The sequence below is a fragment of the Streptomyces sp. NBC_00620 genome, from assembly GCF_026341825.1.
Classification (GTDB): domain Bacteria; phylum Actinomycetota; class Actinomycetes; order Streptomycetales; family Streptomycetaceae; genus Streptomyces.
Genome location: NZ_JAPENY010000001.1, coordinates 130,126 through 151,436 on the forward strand (window position 1 = coordinate 130,126; position 21,311 = coordinate 151,436).

17 protein-coding genes, 1 tRNA gene and 2 pseudogenes are annotated in these 21,311 nt (G+C 65.4%); 5 read left to right on the forward strand and 15 right to left on the reverse strand.

The window, feature by feature from the left end; translation table 11 throughout:
- Positions 1–16: 16 nt before the first annotated feature.
- Together nrtL and OG246_RS00580 are read right to left on the reverse strand one after the other, a co-directional pair.
- Complete coding sequence (gene nrtL / locus OG246_RS00575) at positions 17–1,009, reverse strand: ArgS-related anticodon-binding protein NrtL (RefSeq protein ID WP_266454251.1); 993 nt, start codon at positions 1,007–1,009, stop codon at positions 17–19.
- 225 nt (positions 1,010–1,234) lie between these two features.
- Positions 1,235–1,762, reverse strand: coding sequence for a response regulator (locus OG246_RS00580; protein ID WP_266454253.1), 528 nt, complete (start codon positions 1,760–1,762; stop codon positions 1,235–1,237).
- A 199-nt stretch (positions 1,763–1,961) separates the two neighbouring features.
- On the opposite strand from OG246_RS00580, the gene OG246_RS00585 reads away from it, so the two are divergent.
- Together OG246_RS00585 and OG246_RS00590 are read left to right on the forward strand one after the other, a co-directional pair.
- A tRNA-Arg gene (locus tag OG246_RS00585) sits at positions 1,962–2,033 on the forward strand.
- A 285-nt stretch (positions 2,034–2,318) separates the two neighbouring features.
- Positions 2,319–2,744, forward strand: coding sequence for a hypothetical protein (locus OG246_RS00590; protein ID WP_266454255.1), 426 nt, complete (start codon positions 2,319–2,321; stop codon positions 2,742–2,744).
- 166 nt (positions 2,745–2,910) lie between these two features.
- Here OG246_RS00590 and OG246_RS00595 read toward each other — a convergent pair whose 3' ends face one another.
- The 3 genes and pseudogenes from OG246_RS00595 to OG246_RS00605 all read right to left on the reverse strand — a co-directional run bounded on the left by OG246_RS00595 (position 2,911) and on the right by OG246_RS00605 (position 4,598).
- Complete coding sequence (locus OG246_RS00595) at positions 2,911–3,480, reverse strand: dihydrofolate reductase family protein (RefSeq protein ID WP_266454257.1); 570 nt, start codon at positions 3,478–3,480, stop codon at positions 2,911–2,913.
- A gap of 313 nt (positions 3,481–3,793) precedes the next feature.
- Positions 3,794–4,051 (reverse strand): annotated as a pseudogene (locus tag OG246_RS00600) (site-specific integrase); the annotation flags it as partial.
- Positions 4,052–4,091: 40 nt separating this feature from the next.
- Positions 4,092–4,598: a hypothetical protein gene (locus OG246_RS00605; RefSeq protein ID WP_266454259.1), complete on the reverse strand. Its 507-nt coding sequence runs from the start codon at positions 4,596–4,598 to the stop codon at positions 4,092–4,094.
- 146 nt (positions 4,599–4,744) lie between these two features.
- Between OG246_RS00605 and fxsT the strand changes: the two genes are divergently transcribed.
- Positions 4,745–7,642: an FxSxx-COOH system tetratricopeptide repeat protein gene (gene fxsT / locus OG246_RS00610; RefSeq protein WP_266454261.1), complete on the forward strand. Its 2,898-nt coding sequence runs from the start codon at positions 4,745–4,747 to the stop codon at positions 7,640–7,642.
- 493 nt (positions 7,643–8,135) lie between these two features.
- On the opposite strand, the gene OG246_RS00615 is transcribed toward fxsT, so the two are convergent.
- The 4 genes from OG246_RS00615 to OG246_RS00630 form a co-directional block, all read right to left on the reverse strand.
- On the reverse strand, positions 8,136–9,185 hold the full coding sequence (locus OG246_RS00615) for a hypothetical protein (RefSeq protein WP_266454262.1): 1,050 nt from the start codon (positions 9,183–9,185) through the stop codon (positions 8,136–8,138).
- 237 nt (positions 9,186–9,422) lie between these two features.
- Positions 9,423–9,599 (reverse strand): hypothetical protein, encoded by a 177-nt coding sequence (locus OG246_RS00620; protein WP_266454263.1) that lies wholly within the window; start codon positions 9,597–9,599, stop codon positions 9,423–9,425.
- A gap of 713 nt (positions 9,600–10,312) precedes the next feature.
- A complete protein-coding gene (locus OG246_RS00625; protein ID WP_266454264.1) occupies positions 10,313–11,269 on the reverse strand; it encodes a hypothetical protein in 957 nt (318 codons plus the stop codon).
- A 33-nt stretch (positions 11,270–11,302) separates the two neighbouring features.
- Positions 11,303–12,676, reverse strand: a complete 1,374-nt coding sequence (locus OG246_RS00630) for a hypothetical protein (protein WP_266454265.1) — start codon at positions 12,674–12,676, stop codon at positions 11,303–11,305.
- 253 nt (positions 12,677–12,929) lie between these two features.
- On the opposite strand from OG246_RS00630, the gene OG246_RS00635 reads away from it, so the two are divergent.
- Positions 12,930–13,118 (forward strand): hypothetical protein, encoded by a 189-nt coding sequence (locus OG246_RS00635; RefSeq protein ID WP_266454267.1) that lies wholly within the window; start codon positions 12,930–12,932, stop codon positions 13,116–13,118.
- A 121-nt stretch (positions 13,119–13,239) separates the two neighbouring features.
- On the opposite strand, the gene OG246_RS00640 is transcribed toward OG246_RS00635, so the two are convergent.
- The 6 genes and pseudogenes from OG246_RS00640 to OG246_RS00665 form a co-directional block, all read right to left on the reverse strand.
- Positions 13,240–13,551 carry a hypothetical protein gene (locus OG246_RS00640; protein WP_266454272.1) on the reverse strand — a complete coding sequence of 104 codons (312 nt, stop codon included), beginning with the start codon at positions 13,549–13,551 and terminating at the stop codon, positions 13,240–13,242.
- Between the two features lie 720 nt (positions 13,552–14,271).
- Positions 14,272–14,754, reverse strand: a pseudogene (locus OG246_RS00645) (tyrosine-type recombinase/integrase); the annotation flags it as partial.
- Between the two features lie 17 nt (positions 14,755–14,771).
- A complete protein-coding gene (locus tag OG246_RS00650) occupies positions 14,772–15,665 on the reverse strand; it encodes an RNA polymerase sigma-70 factor (protein WP_266454273.1) in 894 nt (297 codons plus the stop codon).
- Between the two features lie 72 nt (positions 15,666–15,737).
- Positions 15,738–16,916, reverse strand: a complete 1,179-nt coding sequence (locus OG246_RS00655) for an NAD(P)/FAD-dependent oxidoreductase (RefSeq protein ID WP_266454274.1) — start codon at positions 16,914–16,916, stop codon at positions 15,738–15,740.
- A 297-nt stretch (positions 16,917–17,213) separates the two neighbouring features.
- Positions 17,214–17,852 (reverse strand): TMEM175 family protein, encoded by a 639-nt coding sequence (locus tag OG246_RS00660; RefSeq protein WP_266454275.1) that lies wholly within the window; start codon positions 17,850–17,852, stop codon positions 17,214–17,216.
- 333 nt (positions 17,853–18,185) lie between these two features.
- Positions 18,186–18,902, reverse strand: a complete 717-nt coding sequence (locus OG246_RS00665) for an NPP1 family protein (RefSeq protein ID WP_266463729.1) — start codon at positions 18,900–18,902, stop codon at positions 18,186–18,188.
- A gap of 636 nt (positions 18,903–19,538) precedes the next feature.
- Here OG246_RS00665 and OG246_RS00670 point away from each other — a divergent pair.
- Positions 19,539–21,302 carry a beta-ketoacyl synthase gene (locus OG246_RS00670; RefSeq protein WP_266454276.1) on the forward strand — a complete coding sequence of 588 codons (1,764 nt, stop codon included), beginning with the start codon at positions 19,539–19,541 and terminating at the stop codon, positions 21,300–21,302.
- Positions 21,303–21,311: the final 9 nt, after the last annotated feature.

Sequence of the window (21,311 nt, forward strand, 5' to 3'; positions counted from 1 at the left end):
GGTGTCGTCTGCTGTTTCAGAGATGTTCGGGTGCACTGATGCCGAGCAGGGACAGGCCACCGGCCAGCACCGTCCCGGCGGCTTCGGCGAGCGCGAGCCGGGCACGGTGGGCGGCCGAGGGTTTCTCGTCACCGACCGGCAGCACCGTGTGCTGGAAGTCGAGAAGGGCGTCGGCGGTGGTGACGAGATGCCGGGCAAGCCGGTCGGGGGCGCGGTGGGTGGCGGCGGCGCTGAGGACGCGGGGGTATTCGGCAAGGGGGGCGAGGAGGTCCTGCGCTTCGGATACGTCGCCGGGGGCACTGTCGAAGCCGAGCGCGGCGGCATTGCGGCTGAGGGCCCGGGTACGGGCGTGGGCGTACCGGACGCGGAAGAGGGGGTTGCTCTCACGCTGGACGAGATGGTCCGCGGTGATCCTGGGCCGGTCGTGGGGCGCGGGGTGGAGGAGGGCCCAGCGGGCGGCGTCGTGGCCGAGGGGGGCGGGGTCCTCGGGGGCGGGCACGGGGCGGAGATCGACGGGTTCGTCGTGATGGACCTCGGCGCAGCCGCCCTGGGTGGCGATGATCCGTACGAGGGTGTCGGCGAGGACCTCGGCACGGGTGTCGCGGGGGACGCGGAGTGCGATGACGTGCCCGGCGAGGGTGTCGCCGCCTTCGTGTGCGTACCCGTACCGGCTGCTTTGCTTGAGGATCTCGGACACGAGCGTCCGGGCGACTTCTTGGGTGGCTTCTCGATTGAGGCTGATGTTCAGAAATCCGGGTCCGGTGATCGCGACCTCGCTGACACCGGCCGCGCCCCTGAGGTGCGTCCGCAGGATCTCGGCAACCTGCCGCGGCGCCCGCCCGGCCGGACGCGCCAGCTGCAACGCGATGTTCGTGGCGTAGTCCCCACACCCGCCGGGCCCGGGAGAGGTCACCACGGCCCGTTCCGGCACCGCCACGCTCAGTTCCCCCTCATCCACGGCACAACGCACCGCGCGCAGCACGGTACGGGAGAGCTCGACGGGGGTCACGGGACAAGCCTAGGGGAGGAGGGGGGTGGGTAGGCGAGTCGGTTTGGGGGTGGGTCCGGGATGTGGACGGGGGTGGGAGGCGGATTCGTGGCGGGGACGCCTCGTCGGTGAGGTGTGCGGAGGTGGGCGACCGGGCGGCGACGTTGGTGGTGCGCGCCGGCGTCGGTCGGTGGGGTGTGAGTGGCGGTTCGTGAGCGACGGGCAGGCCAGTCAGCGGGTAGCCCGTCAGTGACCGGTACGTCCGGCGCGCTCGGCTCTCTCGGCCTCCTCGGCACCGAAGGTGCCGAGGAACGACGACCCGGCGTCGCCCCCATCACCACCAGCGCCGACACCACTGGCGCCGCTGGCAACACTGCCACTGCCGCCACCGCCGCTCCCTCGACGCTCCATCAACTGCCGTACGAGCCCTACGAGTTCGGCGGGCTCGAAGGGCTTGGCGAGGAATGCGTCGACCCCCACATCGAGTCCGCTCTCGACCTCGTACTGAGTGCAGGCACTGACGATGGCGAGGGGAAGATTCCGGGTCCGCGGATCGGCCCGAAGCCGAGCGGCGGTGCGCAATCCGTCCAGCCGAGGCATGACTACATCGAGTGTCACCACATCGGGCCGCACCTGATGCACGACGTCCAGGCATTCGGCACCATCGGCCGCGGTCACGACCTCGAAACCCTCCAGCTCGAGATTGACCCTGATCAGCTGCCGGATGACCTTGTTGTCGTCCACAACAAGCACCCGACCCGACGCGCCTGGCACAACTTGAGAGTAGGTCCGCACCCACCGCCGCGTCCGGGTTTTCCCCACTTCCACCCCCTGCGGACGCCCCTCTTCCAACCCCGCCCGGAACCCGCCACTCCCCCGACAACACCCCGCCCCACCCCCACCGAAACCCATGCCCGTCACCCCCAAAAGAGCTGGTAGGGTTCTACCCGTCGCCGCACAAAGCGCCCGACACGCCCCCGTAGCTCAGGGGATAGAGCAACGGCCTCCGGAGCCGTGTGCGCAGGTTCGAATCCTGCCGGGGGCACTCGCCAGTCAGCCAGCAAGAATCATGCTCTGACCTGTGCGGATGCCGACATGAGAGAGCGGGAGTCAGTCTCACTGACTCCCGCTCTCTCTCGTTGTCTCTCACTGATTTCGCACTATCTGCGATACACATGACCCGCTCGTCCAGCAACGCGGATGAAGTGGGAATACGCGCGCCATGGATCAGGGAGATGCCGCCGTCTGGGCTGGAGCCATCGCCGGAGCGACAGGCCTGGGAGGCGCCGTAGTTGGAGCTTTCGTCACAGCAAGGTCACTCAGACACCAGGTGCAGGACCAGGAAAGGGTCGAGCACCGCAAAGCACACTGGCAGGAGCGCCGGAACGCCTACTTTGCACTAGTTGAAGCCCATGCAACTTTTGTGAATGTCTGGTACAAAACGCGTCTAAAGTTGACGAAAAGCGAAGCTGCTCCCGAGCTACTGGATGCATTGACGGACGCCAACGGCTCGGTTGTCCATTGCCGAGCGCGCATCCCCCTGGTTGGACCAGACACTCTGATAGCCCCTGCGGAGGCTCTGTCTCGTGCAGTTGATCGAGTAGCACTCGACACAAGACAGTGGCACCTGATCGTCGAGGCAGGTGGCGATCCCCCTCAGGAGCTGTTAGCAGGCATCGAGCAGTACGTAATGACCGCCAAAGAGGCTGGCACAGCATTCCGGATGACCGCACAAAAAGTCCTGTTCCCCGCCTGAGCTAGTGCCACGTCAGGCAACGTTTGCCCTGTCCGCTACCGGCACCTCGGGGCGATGTCCCCCGTCGATATGTCCGCGCGTTCGGGGGCACGGCCAGCGCGGCCAACGCGACCCCGAGCCGTCGTTCCGTCGCGAGGGAGCGGCCAACATCCCAGGATAAATCACGTCAAGCCGTAACTCGCGTGGGCCGGTATCGCAGGGCGACCGCCCCCGACCGGAACTCATGGCGGTCCACGGGCTGGAGCTGGATGCGCTCGCGCAGACCGGCGAGCAATGTCGGCCCGTGTCCGGCAAGGACCGGCTGCACAAGGAACTCGTACTCGTCGATCAGTCCCAGATCTGCCAACGCCAGGGGGAGCGTCACGCCACCCACCCACAGGCCCTCACCTGACTCCTGCTTGAGCCGCTGAACCGCTTGCCCCAAGTCGCCTCGCACCAGCTCGGCATTCCAATCGACCCCGCTCAGCGTGCTCGACACGACGTACTTCTTCGCCCGGTCGATGGTCTCGGCGAACGGGATCTGCCACTCATCCATCCAGTCAGGCCACGTGTCCGTGGCCGGCTTCCGCCACGCCGACTCCATCATCTCGTAGGTCACCCGGCCGAATAGCAGGGCATCAGCTCGCTCCATCTCAGCGGTCCAGTAGCGCATCGACTCCTCGTCCGGGGGGAGCCCTGCCTCGTGATGGCAGCAGCCATCGAGCGTGACGTTGATCGAGTATCGAAGTGGTCTCATCTCGTTGCTCTCCCTTGATGCGCGCAGCGCGTTTTCACTGGACCGTACTTAGACGACTGTCGGCGCCATTTCTCATCGGCGCCCGATCCCACCTACTCAACACCGTCGTGATGCGAACCAGACCGCAGACCGAGCGCGCGACCGATTCGGCGCTCGGGGCGTTCAGGTTCGCAACGGGACGGCGCCCATAACGCTCGACTTCGATACACGGTGCCACGTCACCTACCGTCGGCTCAGGGTCAACGACGAACATCGCAAACGTTGCCTGACGCGGCACTAGCGCGCAGGGCCTGACCGGACATGCATCGTGTCGCTAGGACCCGTCGCCCTCGTCCTCCAGGGCCTTTGTGATCTTCGCGTTGGCGGCTTCCTCGTGCCCGTCGATACAGCCGTGGTACCGGCGGTGGATGACCTCTGGCGAGTTGCCGACGCGCCGGGCAACCTCAGCGATCGGGACCCCGGCATTCAGCCACCGCGTGATGCATGCGTGTCGCAGGTCGTACGGGCGCCCGGCGAGTGGCGATTCGACACGCTCGGGCGGGAGGGCGAACAGCCGCGCTTCCTCCCACATACCGACCTCTCACACTCTCTCGACATTCCCCGGTTTGTGGTCAGGGGCGTGCGGGGGGTACAGCCCCTAGAAGATTCGGGACGCCGCAGGCGGTGGCGAGGAGGTCCGCATAGGCGGTGAGCGCCTGTCGGGTGTCGTCCAGAGCAGCGCGAAGCGAGTTTGCCTCGGACCAGGCCCGTTCATGGTCCCGTCGGGAGCGATCGGACGTTCGACGAGTTTCCCAGTCTTCCAGCGCGGGGTGCCAGCGCGCTAGCAATGGGCGGACGCCGTAGTTGAGCATTGCTACTGCCAAGTAGCCAAAGTTGTACTGGCCGTCGCGCTTGGGCTCAGCGATCTCCGGACCGTACTGTCGCAAGATTTCACGGGTGCTAGCGAAGAGCGAGTACAGGCTCGTCAGTGCCTCTCTTAGTGACCCTTCGTCGTCCCGCAAGGGCACCACGGAGACGCGGGTGACCAGCTCCACGTAGAGCTCCCAGGCTGCTCTGCGTTCCGCGTCATTCGGTTCCCAAGTGCCGGCAATCTCGATCAGCGGTAGCTTCAACGTCACATCGACGCTCCTCGGGCCTCGCCTCATCACAATCCCCCTGTAGCCCCTTGTGGCGACCTTGCCATTCTCCTGTCGCACCCACGCTATACGCGGGATCATTGCGGCGACACGGCACGACAGCACGTGGTGACGCGGGGGGTGTCGAGATGACCGACTACGCCATGCAGCAGTTCTTCATCAGCTACGCAGGTGTGGACCGAGACTGGGCAGAATGGGTGAGTTGGCACCTGGAACAGGCTGGGCACCGGGTCACACTCGATGTGTGGGACTGGCGCACCGGGGACGACTTCGTCCAGCACATGGACCAGGCCCTCAACCGGGCAGACGCCGTTGTGGCCCTCTTCTCCAGGTCCTACTTCGACCTCGAGCGTTGGACTCAGGAGGAGTGGACCGCGACCATCGCTCGCAGGGAACGAATCATCCCTCTAGCCCTCGAACCCATCGCCACTGCTGACGTCCCGCCTCTCCTAGCCGCAAAGCTCCGCAAGGATCTCCATGGTTTGGACGAACAAGCCGCCGTCGCTGCCCTGCGTGAGGCAGTCAACGGCGGGATCCGCCCGGTCACTTCACCGCTTTTCCCGGGCGCCTCGCCGCCGACTGGCGTGGCTGAGGTCGCAAACAACACAAAGCCCCGACTCCCCAGCAGCACCGGACAGCCCGAAGTATGGAACGTGCGCCGCCGTAACCCGGACTTCTCCGGTCGTGAGGCTGAGATAAACCAGCTCCGCGACGGCCTGCTAAGCGGGCAGCAAGCTGTAATACGGGCGTTGCACGGGATGGGCGGCATCGGCAAGACCCAGATCGCTCTGGAGTATGCCCACCGGTTCGCCAGCCAGTACGACCTAGTGTGGTGGATCGACGCCGAACAGGCCGACCAGGTACCCGTCCACTACATCGAACTAGCCGAGCGTCTCGGCATCGCAAAACCAGAGGCTGGCTCCGAGCACAACGCCCGTGCCCTCCTTCAGCACCTGCGCGCTCAAGAGCGATGGCTCATCATTCTCGACAATGCGGAGAATCCTGATCAGATCGACTCCTGGCTACCGGAGGGATCCGGCCACATCCTGATCACGTCGCGCAACCCTGACTGGCGTGGCATCGCCCACCAGACAGGCTTGGACGTCTTCGGCCGCTCGGACTCCGTCTCCTATCTAAGAACCCAAATTCCGAGCATCACACCTGAGGAGGCGGACCTCCTTGCTGGGGATGTCGGCGACCTTCCCCTAGCCCTTGCCCAAGCTGCGGGCGTCATCGGTAGCGGCATGACCATCAGCCGCTACCGCCAGCTCCTCACGACCAACACTGCACGGATTCTCAAAGAAGGCGATGCTCCCGGTTACCCGGCCTCGTTGGCCGCCACGGTCGGTATCGCCACCACCGGCCTTGAGAACAAGCACTCCGACGCCGCAGCTCTGTTACGTCTCGGTGCTTTTTTTGGACCCGACCCGATACCGACTAGCTGGCTAGAGGGTGTTCGCCCACAGCTAGCCACAATTCCCGGTGATCCGGGCGATCTCATGTGGCCACACGCGGCCCTACAGCCTCTCAGCCGTTTCGGCCTTGCCCGCATTGACCACGAGACCTTCCAGATCCACCGCCTGACCCAGGCCGTCCTCCGCGACCAGACCAATTCCGAGGAGGCTGCAAGAATCCGGAGCGACGTCGCTACCATCCTCAGCAGCACTGACCCAGGCGCTCCTGAAACCCCAGACACGTGGCCCGCCTGGGCCTCTCTGGCCTCACACCTCACTGCCGAACACGTCATCCTCGCCGAGCGTCCCGACCTGCGACCGACCCTGCTCAAGGCCGCTCTCTTCTTCATCCGGAGCGGTCAGCCACGCAGCGCACACAGCCTTACCGCATCCGTGCGCAATGTGTGGGCCAGCGAGTTGGGACAGGACCACCCCGACACCCTCAACCTCATGCAGTACTTCGGTCACGCCACGGCCGACGTTGGAGACATCGCTGGAGCTCTGCCCCTGGTACAAGACACTTTTGCTCGTCGCCGACGCATTCTCGGTGATGACCATCCCGACACCCTTCAAGCCGCTAACGACCTAGCCGCCACTAAATCGAGGTTGGGGAAGACTGCAGAAGTGCGCCAAATGTACGAGGAGACCCTCCGGCGTCGGGGGAACGTTCTCGGCGACGACCACCCACACACCCTTCAATCCGCCCAGAACCTGGCCATCGCCCTGAACCACTCCCAGGAGTATGAAGAGGCCCGCCGCCTACTAGAGGACACTCTCTGGCGTCGGCGGAATATCCTCGGCGACGACCACCCCGACACCCTTGAAACCGCCCACGGCCTCGCCATGACTGTGTACGAGCTCGGCGAACGTAATGAGGCCCATCGCATGGTCGAGGACACCCTCCGGCGCCGGCGGAACACCCTCGGCGACGACCACCCCTCAACCCTTCAATCCGCCCACGGCCTCGCCACCATCCTGAGGGCTCTCGATCAACGTGACGAGAGCCGCCGCATGATCGAGGACACTCTCCGGCGTCGGCGAAATATCCTCGGCGACGACCACCCCGACACCCTTGAGAGTGCCCACAGCCTCGCCGTCTTCTCAAGAGATCTCGGCCGATTTGACGAGGCCCGCCGCATGATCGAGGACACTCTCGGGCGTCGGCGGAACGTCCTCGGCGACGACCACCCCTCAACCCTTCGCGCCGCCGGCATGCTCGCTAACGTGTTGAGAGACCTCGGCCAGAGTGACGAGGGCCGCCGCCTACACGAGGACACCCTCCGGCGTCAGCGGAATATCCTCGGCGACGACCACCCCGACACCCTTCGAAGCGCCCACGGCCTCGCCATCACGCTGTATAAACTCCGTCGCTATCCGGAAGCCGCCAAGCTAGTTGAAGAAGTGCGCAACCGCCACCGCCGAACACTCGGCGATGATCACGCCAATACTTTGGCTGCTACCGAAAGTCTGGCAGCCATTTGGACCGCCATGGGTAAGCGATTCGCAGCTCAGCGCCTGTTGGCGAGCCAACGGAAGAAGGCTAAGCGCGGCGTCAATCGCAAAAAGAAGTAACGCCGGTAGCTCACAGACACCTGTCACGGGTCTGGGCTGAGGGCCAGACGTTTGGTAGCAGGCGGCGTTGGATGGCGCACATGCTCGTGGCATACATCGCACGCGGACCTAAAGTCGCTCCACGCTTGCTCCTCGTTGTGACCCACCTGTCCGACTATCCAGTTAAGGCCCTGACCTGTACAAACGGACCCGGACACCAAAATCCCGCTGTCCGGTTACAGAGGGGCTGCAACTCCGGGTGTTGCAGCCTGTCGGCGCCGCCGACCTCCTCAAAGGACGGAGGAGCCGGAGGCGACTTCCGATCATCTGTGCCAAGCCCCCCACGGGGTCCCTGTCGAATACGTGTCGAAGATTGCCCTCTGAGCTGTCAAGGGAGCCACATTCGTGCAGGTCCGAGGGAAAACGAGCGCGAACCGTGCATGCCTCTTCTAAGCACCCGTCCGCACCTGCAAGTCCCGAAGTCACGTGTCCGTCACACCGAAACCATTCAGTCCTAGGGATGCCCTGTGGCCGTCAGTTGAGACACCACGACAGCTAGATGGTGCGAGGTTGCCCAGGCGCGCCACTCAGTACCTCCCCCCGCCTTCTGGCGCCTACGTTGGGCGCACTCCTGAAGGCGAGCGTCGCCCCAGGACGTAGCAGCTCCTGTGACAGGCCAGTAAGGCGAATTGACGAGGTCCTGACTGAGTGTGAAGAAGTCGTCGTTGCCTTGCCGAATCCGCGGATACACGAAAACCTGCCAGTCGGCCTCCGTGGTGTAGCGCATGTTGGGGTCCGGGGTCCCGCGGCTCTTGGGCAGGATGCGGGGGTACGTCACTCCGAAGTCCCCGAAGTCAGGTTGCAGACCGTGCCACTTCTCGACGACCTTCGCCCAGAGCCGGGCATCTTCCCTCACGACCGGCGTGGCCTGGCCTCGTCTGAAGCCTGTCAGGTTGACAGGGAAAGCGCCGGCCGCCACGCAGAGGCGTCTCCAAGGCCAGGGCGAGAGATGTCTCAGGGCTTCGGTGGTCTCTTCTGCCAGAGCCTCCCTAGTCCGGTCCGAGTACACTGGCCCGGCGTCAATCAGCAAGTCGACCTCTCCGGGGGCCAGTTGTACGGCACGCAGCAAATCGCCCACCTGATCCTCGCTGGGTAGCGATTCGTTCAAATCAGCGGCTGTAGAGATTCTCAGACACGCTCCCTGTTGGTGGGCGGCAGCTACCTCTGCCACCTCTCCCAACACGTCATGGGGGTCGGAACACCTGAAAACTGGGGACACAGAAACACCACGTAGCCCCAAAGACTCACCAACTCGTTTTACAGGCCCACCGACGTCTCCCTTGAGCACGCGGACGGGTGGCAGTGCGCCACAGTCAACCGTGAGGACCATGCCGTCCGGCACGTTGTCCATCGCGTGCTCGCAGAAGGTCTCCAGCAAGTCCCGAAGCTCAAAGTCCGGCACGATCTCCATCACTGGGCGGAGCTGAGCCTGCACCTCCGCTGTGACGTGTCCAAGAGCCAGAAACTCCCCCGCCTTGCCCTTCAGAATAGGAACGTAGGCCACCAGCCACCCCCAAGCGCTCCCCACACTCAGCCAGTTGTCGTGCCCACCTCTCTTGACAGAGTGACCGGGCAAATCAGTGACAGGTAGAGCGCTGTTCTCGCCACGGGGCTCAAAGTTGAGGGCCGAAGGAAGTCACGCGAGCCACGTACCGTGCCGGTAGGGCTCCGCGGGGCCGCTCCGAGTGAGTGGCGAGTGGACGCTCCTCACCCGGGCTCGGCCAGCGGCGACGTCGGTCGGCTACGGCAGGGGCTGGGTGAACAAGCCTGGCTCGCTCTCGGCCAGGATCCAGCGGTCGGCCAGCCGTTTGAGCTTGAGGCGGGCGTTGTTGATGTTATTGGGCGCGACCGGCAGGTCCATCGCCTCGCACACCTGCCGGGTCAACAGCGGGTGGTCGGCGGCGGTGAACACCGCCATGATCTGCTGATAGGCCGGATAATCCGGCAGCTTCGGCGGCGTGGGCGGTTGCGGGTCGGGCAGCCCCAGCAGTGTCTTTCGGTGATCCGGACTTCGCGGAGTGGACGCTGCGCGAGTCCGGCCTCGGTGCCGCAAAGCTGAGCCGATACAGCAAGGACAGCGACCTGCCGATCCTGCTCACCGTTGCGGCTCCGACTTTGCTCCCGGGACGGGTTGAACCCTGGACCGCCACGAGAAGGGGCCTGCAACGGTCCTGCCGGATGCCACTGGCTAATACCGACAGCACTAAAACGGGCCCAACGACCGCAGTTTCGGGCATACAGGCCACTCGGGCACCCGCGCTGGATAAGCTGGACCGGCGAGGGGGGCGCCTCATGCATCGGTGCATGAAGTGCGGCAGTACTGAGGGCAACTCAGGGTGCAGTCTCTGCAGCTGGCGGGTGCCGAAATACTTGAGGGAACCGAAGGATTCCGCTCCCTCGTCCTGCCTCCCGATCCTCCGCTGGGGATTCGTGATCCTGCTCGGATCCTCCGTTCTGGCCCTCCACCCGGGATGGCTCCAGTCCGGACTCCTCGGGGACATCTACAACTGGTTGAACGGCCAAGTGCACCGGATCAACTCACCTTGAGCCGAGGAGGGGTCGCCATGTGTCACATGGTCTACGGCGATCCGGAACAGTGCACCGCGGGCTGCGCAACGTGGTGTTTCCCGTTTACAGCAGCCGCTGCTGAGTAACCCGCCAGAGCTGGGTGAGGGAGACAGTGGCGTGGGGCAGGTAGTGGCGACCCTGATCGTCTTTCCCGGCATTCCAGGGTCCGTCCCGCCAAGTGCCCAGAACCTTGGTGATGGTGGGCCGGTCGAGGTCGTACCAGTCGACGCCCTCGATCTCGAATGCGCTTTCGGCGGAGGCGGCTCGCTGTACTAGTTCGTCTTCCTCAAGCCGTGTCTTGACGTGGGCGAAGAAATAGGTGGATACGTCCGGAACATAGAACCCGAACCAGGAGAAGACGATGTTGTTGTAGTAGTCCTTGGGGTTGGTGAGTCCGAGTTCTTCGCGTAGGGCCCGGACGGCTAGTTGGTGGCAGTTCTCGATGGGGCTGCCGGGCTGGCTCCAGTTCATCGTCTCGTGGGCGCCGACCTGGTAGAAACCTGGCCATACGCGGGCCCCGATGGGGCGGCGCAGCATCATGACCTTGCCGTTTCGACTCTGTGCGGTCACGTTGATGACGATGTTGGAGTTGGGCGAGGCCCTGATCACGCGGCTCAGGCCGCCATCCTGGTCGCCGTGGCTGATTCTGGCCACGATCGCGTCGTACGCGTCCGGGTGGTCTCGCAGGTAGCGACGGACCGCGACGTGCTCGTAGTACATGCTCAGCGCCACCCGCAAACGCAACGTGTCGTTCCCCGTCTCCCGGGTGTCCTCGTCGTAGCCCACCAACGTGGGACACGGGCTGCCTGGCTGGCCGCGCTCCTCTTCGAGGTAGGTACGGAAGAGGCCAGGATCCACCCAGTCCTCTTCCTGGTGGTGCCGCATCAACTCCTGGCGCTTGTCGACCTTCGCCACCTCGCCGATGTTGTGATCCGGATCGAGCCGGCGACCCGCATTCCAATCAATGATCCGGAAGAGACCGACGTTCGAGGGATCGAAACCGAAAGAGGCAGTGTCCACAGGCTTTCCCCTCGTCGAAAGCGACATCGGCGCCTACAACATGCGTTGGCGGGTGACGCGCCACAGCTGTGTCAGGGACATGGTGGCATGGGGAAGGTACTGTCGGCCTGCCTCATCCACGCCGGCAGTCCAGGGGCCGTCCTGCCAGGTGCCCAAGACCCTGGTGACTGTCGGCCGGTCGAGGTCGTACCAGTCGACGTCCTCGACCTCGAATGCGTTCTCGGCGGTTGTCACTCGAGTCACGAGTTCGTCTTCTTCCAGCGGTGTCTTGACGTGGGCGAAGAAGTAGCCGGATGCCTCCACCACGTAGGAACCGAACCAGGAGAAGACGATGTTGTTGTAGTAGTCCTTGGGGTTGGTGAGTCCGAGTTCTTCGCGTAGGGCCCGGACGGCTAGTTGGTGGCAGTTCTCGATGGGGCTGCCGGGCTGGCTCCAGTTCATCGTCTCGTGGGCGCCGACCTGGTAGAAACCTGGCCATACGCGGGCCCCGATGGGGCGGCGCAGCATCATGACCTTGCCGTTTCGACTCTGTGCGGTCACGTTGATGACGATGTTGGAGTTGGGCGAGGCCCTGATCACGCGGCTCAGGCCGCCATCCTGGTCGCCGTGGCTGATTCTGGCCACGATCGCGTCGTACGCGTCCGGGTGGTCTCGCAGGTAGCGACGGACCGCGACGTGCTCGTAGTACATGCTCAGCGCCACCCGCAAACGCAACGTGTCGTTCCCCGTCTCCCGGGTGTCCTCGTCGTAGCCCACCAACGTGGGACACGGGCTGCCTGGCTGGCCGCGCTCCTCTTCGAGGTAGGTACGGAAGAGGCCAGGATCCACCCAGTCCTCTTCCTGGTGGTGCCGCATCAACTCCTGGCGCTTGTCGACCTTCGCCACCTCGCCGATGTTGTGATCCGGATCGAGCCGGCGACCCGCATTCCAATCAATGATCCGGAAGAGACCGACGTTCGAGGGATCGAAATTGAAGGGGCGGAAGGAAGCAGGTGTTGCCGGAGTGCCGAGGAATTCGATGTACCGGCACCGCTTGCCTGGAATACTCCGACCCCGTTTCTCCTCCGCCATGTCGAAGCACGTGTTGATCACACGCTGGATTACTTGGAGAAATATCTGCCGGTCGTGTGGATCCTTAGGGAGAGCCCTGTCTCCCGTTTGGATGATCTTTCGGACCTCTTCGGGGTCCCACCAGTGACTGGTATCCGCGTCACGGAGCTGCTCGCTGATCAACTCTGCCAGATGAGGCCAGGGAAGGTAACCGCCCACGTACGGGCCTACTAGAGATCGTCTTTTGGGCTGGCCGTCGCAGAGCGCCTGAACCGCAACTCTGATCGCCTCACGGAAGTTGTCATTGAGTAGCACGCGCTGCTTGGCCGATAGGGCCGGTTCCCCCGGATCGCTCACCCAGCAACCGTAGCGTAGTCGAAGCATAACGGTGGGTTATTGGCTGCGCCGGGGGGAGCCCCAGCTCAAGGCACTGATCAATTGATGACCAGCCCCCCGTTAGCCTGCGAAATTAAGCGACTTACTACGAATGAGGCAGTAAGAGGAAAATGATCCATAAATAGAGCAGAGCCTCATGGCCGAAGTGAATCGGACCCGCCGGGCGGCGCCAACCACAGCCGACGGGTCCTAGAGATCCCCCGACGGAGGACCCGTGAACCACGGTAAGGGTGTCATCGACCTCATCGCCTTCATAGCAGTACTTGGCACTGGCATCACGCTCCTCCTGACGGGCACCAAGCCTGAGTCCCTCGCTGTGATCGTGATCTCCCTGACCGGCCTCTACCAGGCCTACCTGCACATCGGCCCTCGCTCCGACACCAAAGACGATGAATCGGACTGATCACGTCGTCACTCCGACGAGCCTGCGCCGCGCAAGCTCAGGGCCGCGAGCACTGACGGACTACCCGCCAAGGCTGTCGCCCGCTAGCAGTCGCGGGGCGCTCGGCTACGGTGAGGCTGCGCTATGGCGTCGGCTCCTGGTTGAAACGGAAATCGCGGTAGGACCCGTGAGGGGACAACTGGCGTCCCTCTTGGGCCGCATGGAGCCACTCGACTACCTTGGTCGTCTCATCATCTACCAGGCCAATCGCCTGGCATTTGCCGCGGAGCGTCTCGGAGGAGACGCGGGACGAAGACCAGCGGTGCCGGACGTTCATCATGTCGGCCTTGATCTTGGCCTGCTCATTCCACTTGAGATAGCCTGACATCTCGACCCATGAGCCGATGAGGTCCATAATCTCGTCGACGTCGGCGGGCAGCCCTGAGTTGCTCATAGGTGCCATTGTGCTCCCGCCCATCAGCCGGCGCGGGCTCAGTGAAGCGCCTGAAGAGACGTCCGTCGCAAGGGGGCTTAGGCACTCGCGACACACTCACGGTTCCCCCGGCCCCTTCCTCAGGGTCCACCGCAGGTCAGAGTACTTGCAGGGTACGACCAGCAAATCACTTCAAGTACGTACCACGCCGCCTGGCCTGCGGCACCTAGCTTCCCCTGCCACTTGCGTCGCGCTGTCCGGGCTGTCCTGTTACCGACGGGCTGCAACACCCCGGGGTGTTGCAGCCCGTCGGCGAAGCCGACCTCTCAATGGGCACAGGAGCCGGAGGCGACTTCCTGCTTCGCACTATCTGCGATACAGGAGGGCACCACAGGCTTCCGAGGATCAAGGAACCTGCTGGTCAGGCCTCATTCGCAAGCCGAACTCTGATTGTGCTCCGGAGCCGTGTGCGCAGGTTCGAATCCTGCCGGGGCACCCTGTATGAGGTGCCCAAAGACCCCGCCATCAGTGCTTTTGCTGAGGACGGGGTCTTGGCGTTTGTGCAGTCACATGCCGCCGAAAGCAGCCTCATGACAGTGATCACGTTGTCATAGCGTGTTGATCTAGCAGGGGGTCGCAGCACGTCAGAGGCCGTTTTCGCGCCTGTTCAGCATCGGCGTGCACGCATGACGTGAGCCCCGGATCTCTCCAGCGCTCACGCCCATCGGTCCTGCGGACCGTTTACTTTCCGGTGTCGTCCTCCTCTCCCAGGCCCTTCAAGATGCGGTCGTTCATCTCCTGCTCTTGGCCGTCGATGCACTTCGCATAGATCTTGAGCAGTACGTCGACCGAGTGACCCGCGCGAGCGGCCACGTCCAGTGCCGGAACCCCGGAGTTGAGCCATTGCGAGACGCCCGCATGCCGGAGGTCGTACGGCCGGAAAGCGAGCACGGACGAGACTTGTTCCGGCAGGAGTGCCAGCTCTCGCGTCTGCTTCCACACTCGCGAGTACGACGACGCGGCTACGACGTTGCCCCGTTCACTGGCGAAGAGCCCGCCGTCCTTCGCCGGGCCGAGCTCCTTCAGGTGCTTCCGGAGCAGCCGTACCAGGGGCGGCGGTATCGGCACGATGCGTACCTCACCTTCCGCCCGCTGTTTCAGGCCCCTTCGGTCGTGCGCCTCGCTGGGGTCCGTCCATGCCTTGCCTGCCGTCGGACGCGTCTGCTTCAGGGCTGAACGCTTCAGGACAGTGCCAAGCTGTTGTCGGGGGTCAGGCCGCTTAGTTTTTCGGGGTTGACCTGGAAGCGCAGGTTCTGGATGTGGGCGTCGGCGAGGTCGAACGAGATGGCGCCGACTGTGTGTCCGTCGAGGGTGGCCAGGATGCCGAGTTCGCCGTTGATGACGGCCGGCTCCATGGTCAGGGCGGCCAGTTCGGGCTTGGCCAGGAAGCCCAGGATCCAGCGTGCGACGTGTTCGGTGCCGGGGAGGGGGCGGCGGGCGGCGGTGACCTTGCCGCCGCCGTCGGACCAAGCGGTGACCTCGGGGGCGAGCAGTTGCATGAAGGCGTTCAGGTCGCCGCCTGCGCAGGCGTCTATGAACTGGGTGGTGACCTGCCGGCGCTGGGTCTGGTCGGCGTCGAAGCGGGGGCGGCGGGTCTGTACGTGCTGGCGTGCGCGGTGGGCGATCTGGCGGACTGTCGGCTCGGGGCGTGCGAGGGTCTCGGCGATCTCGGCGTGCGAGTAGCCGAAGACCTCGCGGAGCAGGAAGACGGCGCGTTCGACGGGGCTGAGGGTTTCCAGGACGACCAGCATCGCGGTGGAGACACTGTCGGCCAGTTCGGTCTCCGCGGCGATGTCGGGGGAGGTCAGCAGGGGCTCGGGGAGCCACGGCCCGACGTAGGTTTCGCGGGTTGCCCGTGCGGAAGTGAGGCGGTTCAACGAGAGGTTGGTGACTGTGCGCACCAGGTATGCCTTGGGGTGGCTGATCGCGTCGCGGTGCGCGGTGCTCCAGCTCAGCCAGGTGTCCTGGAGGACGTCCTCGGCGTCGGTGACGCTGCCCAGCATGCGGTAGGCGGTGGCGAACAGGAGCCTGCGGTGTTCGATGTACGGGTCCTGCTCGTCCCTGGCGTCGACCATCGGCTCATGCTGCCAGCGCCGTAACCAGAACGGCAAGGCCCGTGATCACGGCGCTGGGAGCCGATGCGCCCGTCATACCGCGGGCTTGCGGGTGGCGCGGCCGCCCTTGGAGACGATGGTGGTGACGTTCATGCGCTTGCTGAACCGGTAGGTCGTGAGCGGGCTGCTGCTGACCATCTCCTTGTATGCGACGGCGCTCCGGCCGGTGAGGTGCATGTGGCGGGGGGTTTCGTCGGCCTTGGTGAACTGGATGACGGCATCACGGCGGCCGAGGCTGACCGGCTGGTGGAAGTAGCCGAAGCGGAACGGCTTGACGGCCTTGCAGCGCACCAGCCGCGCGATGGTGTCGGCGGTGTACTGGGCGGTGGGCAGGCCGCTCTGGCAGGTGCCGTGGATCTGCCCCCAGGCCAGACGGATGGCGGCGGCGTCGCCGATGGCGTGGATCTCCGGGTGGGAAACCGAACGCAGGGTGGCGTCGGCCAGGATGAGGCCGCGGTCGTCGGTGGCGATCCCGGCGTCGGAGGCCAGCAGCGACACCTTGACGCCCGTGGTCCACAGGCAGGCGTCGGAGCGGAGGAGCCGGCCGTCGGCCAGTTCGACGGCGTCGGGCAACACCTTGGTGACGCGGGTGCCGGTCTCGAGAGTGACGCCGAGGCGGTCCAGCGCGCCGTAGAGGTAGGCGCGGGCCTTGGGGCCCATCATGCCGCCCGGCTCGTCCAGGCTGATCAGCGTGACGTCCAGGCCGGGGTGGCTCTCGGCGATCTCGGTGGCCGCCTCGATTCCGGTCAGGCCGCCGCCACAGATGGTGACCGTGCCGCCGGACGCGGCGACTTCGGTGAGCCGCGCGGCGAACCGGCCGGCGATCTCCGGGTTGTTGAGGGTGAACGCGTGGGTGTCGGCGCCCGGGACCTTGCCGGTGTCGGTCGAGCTGCCCAGCGCGTAGACGAGCGTGTCGTACCCGAGGGTCTCGGTGCCGTCGACGGTGATCCGCCGGGCCTCGGGGTCGATGGCGGTGGCCGTGCCCTGGACGAACTTGACGCCGGTCCCGGCGAGCAGGTCGGGGATCTGATGGTCGGCCAGCTCTTGCCCGGCGGCGATCTGGTGCATCCGCAGCCGCTCGACGAACCGGCCCGAGGGGTTGACCAGGGTGATCTTCACGTCGGTCCGGCGGGTGCAGTGGGCCAGCCGGATGGCGCTGAACAAGCCCGTGTAGCCGGCGCCGAGGACGACGATGTGGTGGCCGTTGTTCATTGGATCTCCCAAGGTCGGGCACCGGCTTCGGTGCCGGTGACGCCCATGGGACAAGCGCCCCGCACCGGACGTGACAGGTCGCCGATGTGAACCAGGTCACTCCACGCGCACCGTTGGTGTGCCGGCACGAACCCGTCGGTTGCCTCGCTGTGCCAGGCCCGGCCGGGGCAGAGTCGGACGCCGAAGAGGACGGGCTCCGACTGCCGTGCGAGGTCAACCTGAATAGCCAGACCCGTCGCTAGCACTGCTACGTGCCAGACGTGCCAGGCGTTCCAGCTCGCGTTCGGGGCGGACGGTTCACCGTGGCGGGAGTCGGTTGAAGTAGTGGCCGAGGACGTAGTGGGCGGGGATGAGGGTGAGCCAGAACCACATGGCTGCTTCTGGGTTGATGTAGGCCAGGGGGACGGAGAGGGTGAAGATCAGGGCGCTGGAACCGAGTTGGGCGGTGAAGCGGCGGCGGGCCGTGGCGGCGGATGATTCGGGCGAGGGGTGCACTTGGCGTTGCGTGAGCAGCAGCAGGGTCGCGTGCACCGCATTGATCGTGGCCATGGCGCCCGCGTAGAGGGCGACGGCTTCCGGCTGGGAGGCGTACTCGGCCAGGAGTGCGGTCGGGAAGGGCATCAGGGCGACCAGGCCGAGGCCGAGGAGGATCAGGCGGGTGACTATGGCCGTGTCGATGGGCAGTGCGGTGAGGATGCGGCGGTGGTCACGCCAGAATCCGGCGATCAGGGTGAAGCTGAGGGCGAAGGCGCCGATGTTGGGAAGCGCGTCACTCAGGGCCCTGCGGAATGCGGCGGCGTCCAGATGCGCGGGGATCGCCACGTTGATGACGAGCAGTGTCATCGCGATGGCGTAGACGCCGTCGGACAGAACGATCAGGCGTGCCGCGTCCGGGTCGCTCTCATGTGGGTGCGTCTCTGCCACTGGCTCCGTCATGCCGACGACAGTAGGGCGTTATGCCCTGGCTGCAACGCATCGGTCAAGGCTTGGGCGGCTTCGTCTGCGGTCGAACGTCAGGCGCTTGAGCGTCTTGATGTGGTTGCCTCCACGCCGGTCACGCGGGTCATGCCGGCACGTCGGTCACGCGGGCAGCGAGGACATGGGAATTGATGGAGCAACAACGAGCACGGCGACCTGCCTGACTGATCTGAAGCGCAGGGAACTCCATGATCCATGGTCGCCGTACTCGTGCCGAGTCAGCCCCTCACCAGCTCGCCCCCTCACCGGCCTCAAACCGGGAGGGACCCGCAACGCTCCGGAGTCCCGGTCTCAGGCCCAGGGATCGAACGGGATTCCGGCGGGCAAGGTGGCCGCGAGAGCCCAGCTGAAGTTGCTGTCGTTGATCTTGATCGTGGCGTCGCCGAAGTTGGCGGTCATGAGCTTGTCGCGGTAGCCGGCCGGGTAGCCGTCCCAGCCGATGAGGCGCGGGAAGAACCAGCCGCCGGTGGCGTTCTCCGGCGGGTCGTCATTGGTGTTGGCGAAGCGGAAGTCGTGAGTTGAGACGCCGTCCTTGTGGTAGACGATCTTCGGGTGGGTCCCGTTGAAGAGGATCGACGAGGCCGGAAGGGTCTGATAGGTGGAGTGCTGCGACACCGAGACGTACTGGACCTGGTTGTTGTTGATCCACACGATGACGTGTTCCCAGTCATGCGTGTGTCCGATGGCCGCGGGGCCGAGGGTGGCCTGATCCTTCTCGAAGTAGCTGGCGTACATGACCGCGGACCAGCCGTTGTTCGTCTTCACGCGTGCGTACGTGTTGGCGTTGTTCAGTTGGGCCAGGTCGTGGCAGTGGCCGTTCACATCGCCGCCCAGCGCCAGGCCGGGGTTGATGGTGCCGTCGGCGCCGATGGCGGCGGTGGCGTAGCAGCCGTCCCCGTCGTAGTCGTAGGCGGGTGAGAACGTCTGCTCGGTGCCGCCGGCGTTCTGCGGCAACAGCGTGAGGACGTTGGCGCTCGCGCTGGTCGGGAGCGCCACGACCAGCGCCATGGCGCTGACGGCACTCGCGAGCGCGGACCAGCCGAGTCTTCTGGACGGACGCTTCGGACGGGGTGAGGTTCTCTCGGGTTTCGTCGTCGACGACAGCGTGCTGCGCACACCAACTCCTCAACACTGCGGGGGGGTGGGGGAGGCAAAGTCCGGCTTCCGGCATTCCTTGCGGCGAGATCAACGCCTCTTGTGCGGCAAAGGAATTCCCGGTGAACCGGAGACTCATTGGGGGGAATAAATTCGGTGGGGGGTGGATCCTTATCCGTGTGACGCGGCATCAAAATACCTGGGGTAACTGCCAGTTGCAAGCGAAAATACCAAGAAGGGAATTTCCCCTAAACGGCATTCGGGGCACTTTGCGAGACGCACAGGCTTTGCATAGAAAACGATTTCGCGTCGCGGTCACTCGCAGCCAGCACCCACCGCGTGCGGGCGATCGCCGCGAGGGCTCAGGGCGCCACCCCACCCTCCGAACATGACGTACGCCCGGAGTTGACCATGAAGCTGCGCTTTGGGTGATATTGCGCACATTAGTGGCAGGTGCATCTATACAAGTGGTTTTTTGTCGTTGACAGTTGGGACGGATATTTCCCCGTTCCTTCCCCGTTCCAACTGGCACAGAAAGATCCCGCCCACATGCGCAATTCTGCTGATGTCCCCGTACAGCCCCACCCCGTCACCGTCGCTGAAGTGATTCCCGGTGATCTTCTCGCTCTGTCGGAAGAGGATGTGGCGGCGGACAGGTGGTACGTGGTGATGCACACCTTGCCCGAGAACCCGCAGACCATTCGGCTGGCGCTGCGGCCGCCGCTCGGGGGAAGCGATCACGATCGGGTGTTTCAGCGGGATCACCAAGTGACGGTGGGGTGTCGGCGGATGGATGTCGCCGGAATCCCGGAGATCGGTTCCGCCGATCTTGAGGTGGTGGAATTCCGGGACGGGGATCGGGTCACCTCGCTGCGCGCCGTCGACCCCCGGGCCGTCGAGGAGTCGTACAGCCGCCGGTGGGGTCAGTGGTACCGGGACCTGGAGAGTCGGGTCGAGGAGCCCGTGTCGGACTCGGGGCTGCGGGAACGGGTCGCACGGGAGATCGCGGAGGGGCATGTCGTACGGCATCTCCCCCGGCCGCGTCGGGCAGCCGCCGCCGGCGCCGCGCCTCGGCGGGTTGTCGTCACCGGGCTCGGGGCCGTCACGCCGCTCGGTGTGGGGGTGGACCCGCTCTGGGAGGGGCTGGTTGAAGGGCGTTGTGGGATACGGGAGTTGGAGGGCGAGGAGTTCGCCGAGCTGCCCGTGCGGATCGCCGGCAGTGTGCCTGTCGATCCCGTCGGGCTGTTGCCTCGGCCGCAGGCTCGGCGGATGAACCGGGCCGCGCAGTTCGCGGTGATCGCGGCGCGCGAGGCCTGGCAGGACGGTGGGTTCGACGTGGCCGGGACGGTCGAGAGCGGGCTCGAGCCCGAGCGGGTCGGGGTCAGTGTCGGGGCCATCCTCGGTGATGCCTCCGTGCTCGTCGGCGGTGACCGGAAGCTGCGGGACAAGGGGCCGCGTGCGGTGTCACCGCTGACCACGCCGATGACCGTGCCCTCGCAGGCCGCTTCCCAGGTGTCGCTCGCGCTGCGGATCACCGGCGAGGCCCGCACCGTGACCAGCGCCTGCGCCTCCGGTACCGAGGCCATCGGGCAGGCCATCGACCGCATCCGGTACGGGCATGTCGATGTCGCCCTGGCCGGTGGCGCGGAGGCCGTGGTCACCCCGGCGATCATGGCCTCGTTCGCCGCGATGCGCGCGCTGTCCACCCACGGTCTCGGATCCACCAGCCCCTCCCGGCCCTTCGCCAAGGACCGCGACGGCTTCGTCAACGGCGAGGGGGCCGGCTTCCTGCTGCTCGAGGCCGAGGAGCACGCGCGGGCCCGTGGGGCTCGTATCTACTGCGAGGCCGCCGGGTGGGGACTGTCCGCGGACGCCCACCACATGGCCGCGCCCGACCCGTCGGGCAGCGGCGTCGCGCTCGCGCTGCGGCGGGCCGTACGGGACGCCGGTGCCCATGTCGTGGACGTCGTGCACGTCAACGCCCATGCCACCGCCACCCCCGACGGTGACCTCGCCGAGGCAGGCGCGCTGCGGGCCGTACTCGGCGGGAGGGTCCCGGTGACCGCGCTCAAGGGTCACCTCGGTCATCTGCAGGGCGCCGCGGGCGGGGTCGAAGCCGTCGCCACCGTGCTCACGCTCCACCACGGCCTGATTCCGCCCACCATCGGCTGCGAGGAACAGGACGACGCCATCGAACTGGACGTGGTGACCAAGAGTCCGCGGCCGCTGCCCGCCCTCGGCGACCTCGCCCTCAGCAACTCGTTCGGGTTCGGCGGGCACAACGCGGTGCTGGCGTTGCGGCGGATCGCTTGACCGAAGAAT

Coding starts and splice junctions, on each gene's coding strand:
- OG246_RS00660 (WP_266454275.1), bottom strand. CDS start 17,852: ATGACGGAGCCAGTGGCAGAGACGCACCCACATGAGAGCGACCCGGAC.
- OG246_RS00655 (WP_266454274.1), bottom strand. CDS start 16,916: ATGAACAACGGCCACCACATCGTCGTCCTCGGCGCCGGCTACACGGGC.
- OG246_RS00665 (WP_266463729.1), bottom strand. CDS start 18,902: ATGGCGCTGGTCGTGGCGCTCCCGACCAGCGCGAGCGCCAACGTCCTC.
- OG246_RS00640 (WP_266454272.1), bottom strand. CDS start 13,551: ATGAGCAACTCAGGGCTGCCCGCCGACGTCGACGAGATTATGGACCTC.
- OG246_RS00650 (WP_266454273.1), bottom strand. CDS start 15,665: ATGGTCGACGCCAGGGACGAGCAGGACCCGTACATCGAACACCGCAGG.
- OG246_RS00620 (WP_266454263.1), bottom strand. CDS start 9,599: ATGGCGGTGTTCACCGCCGCCGACCACCCGCTGTTGACCCGGCAGGTG.
- OG246_RS00670 (WP_266454276.1), top strand. CDS start 19,539: ATGCGCAATTCTGCTGATGTCCCCGTACAGCCCCACCCCGTCACCGTC.
- OG246_RS00595 (WP_266454257.1), bottom strand. CDS start 3,480: ATGAGACCACTTCGATACTCGATCAACGTCACGCTCGATGGCTGCTGC.
- fxsT (WP_266454261.1), top strand. CDS start 4,745: ATGACCGACTACGCCATGCAGCAGTTCTTCATCAGCTACGCAGGTGTG.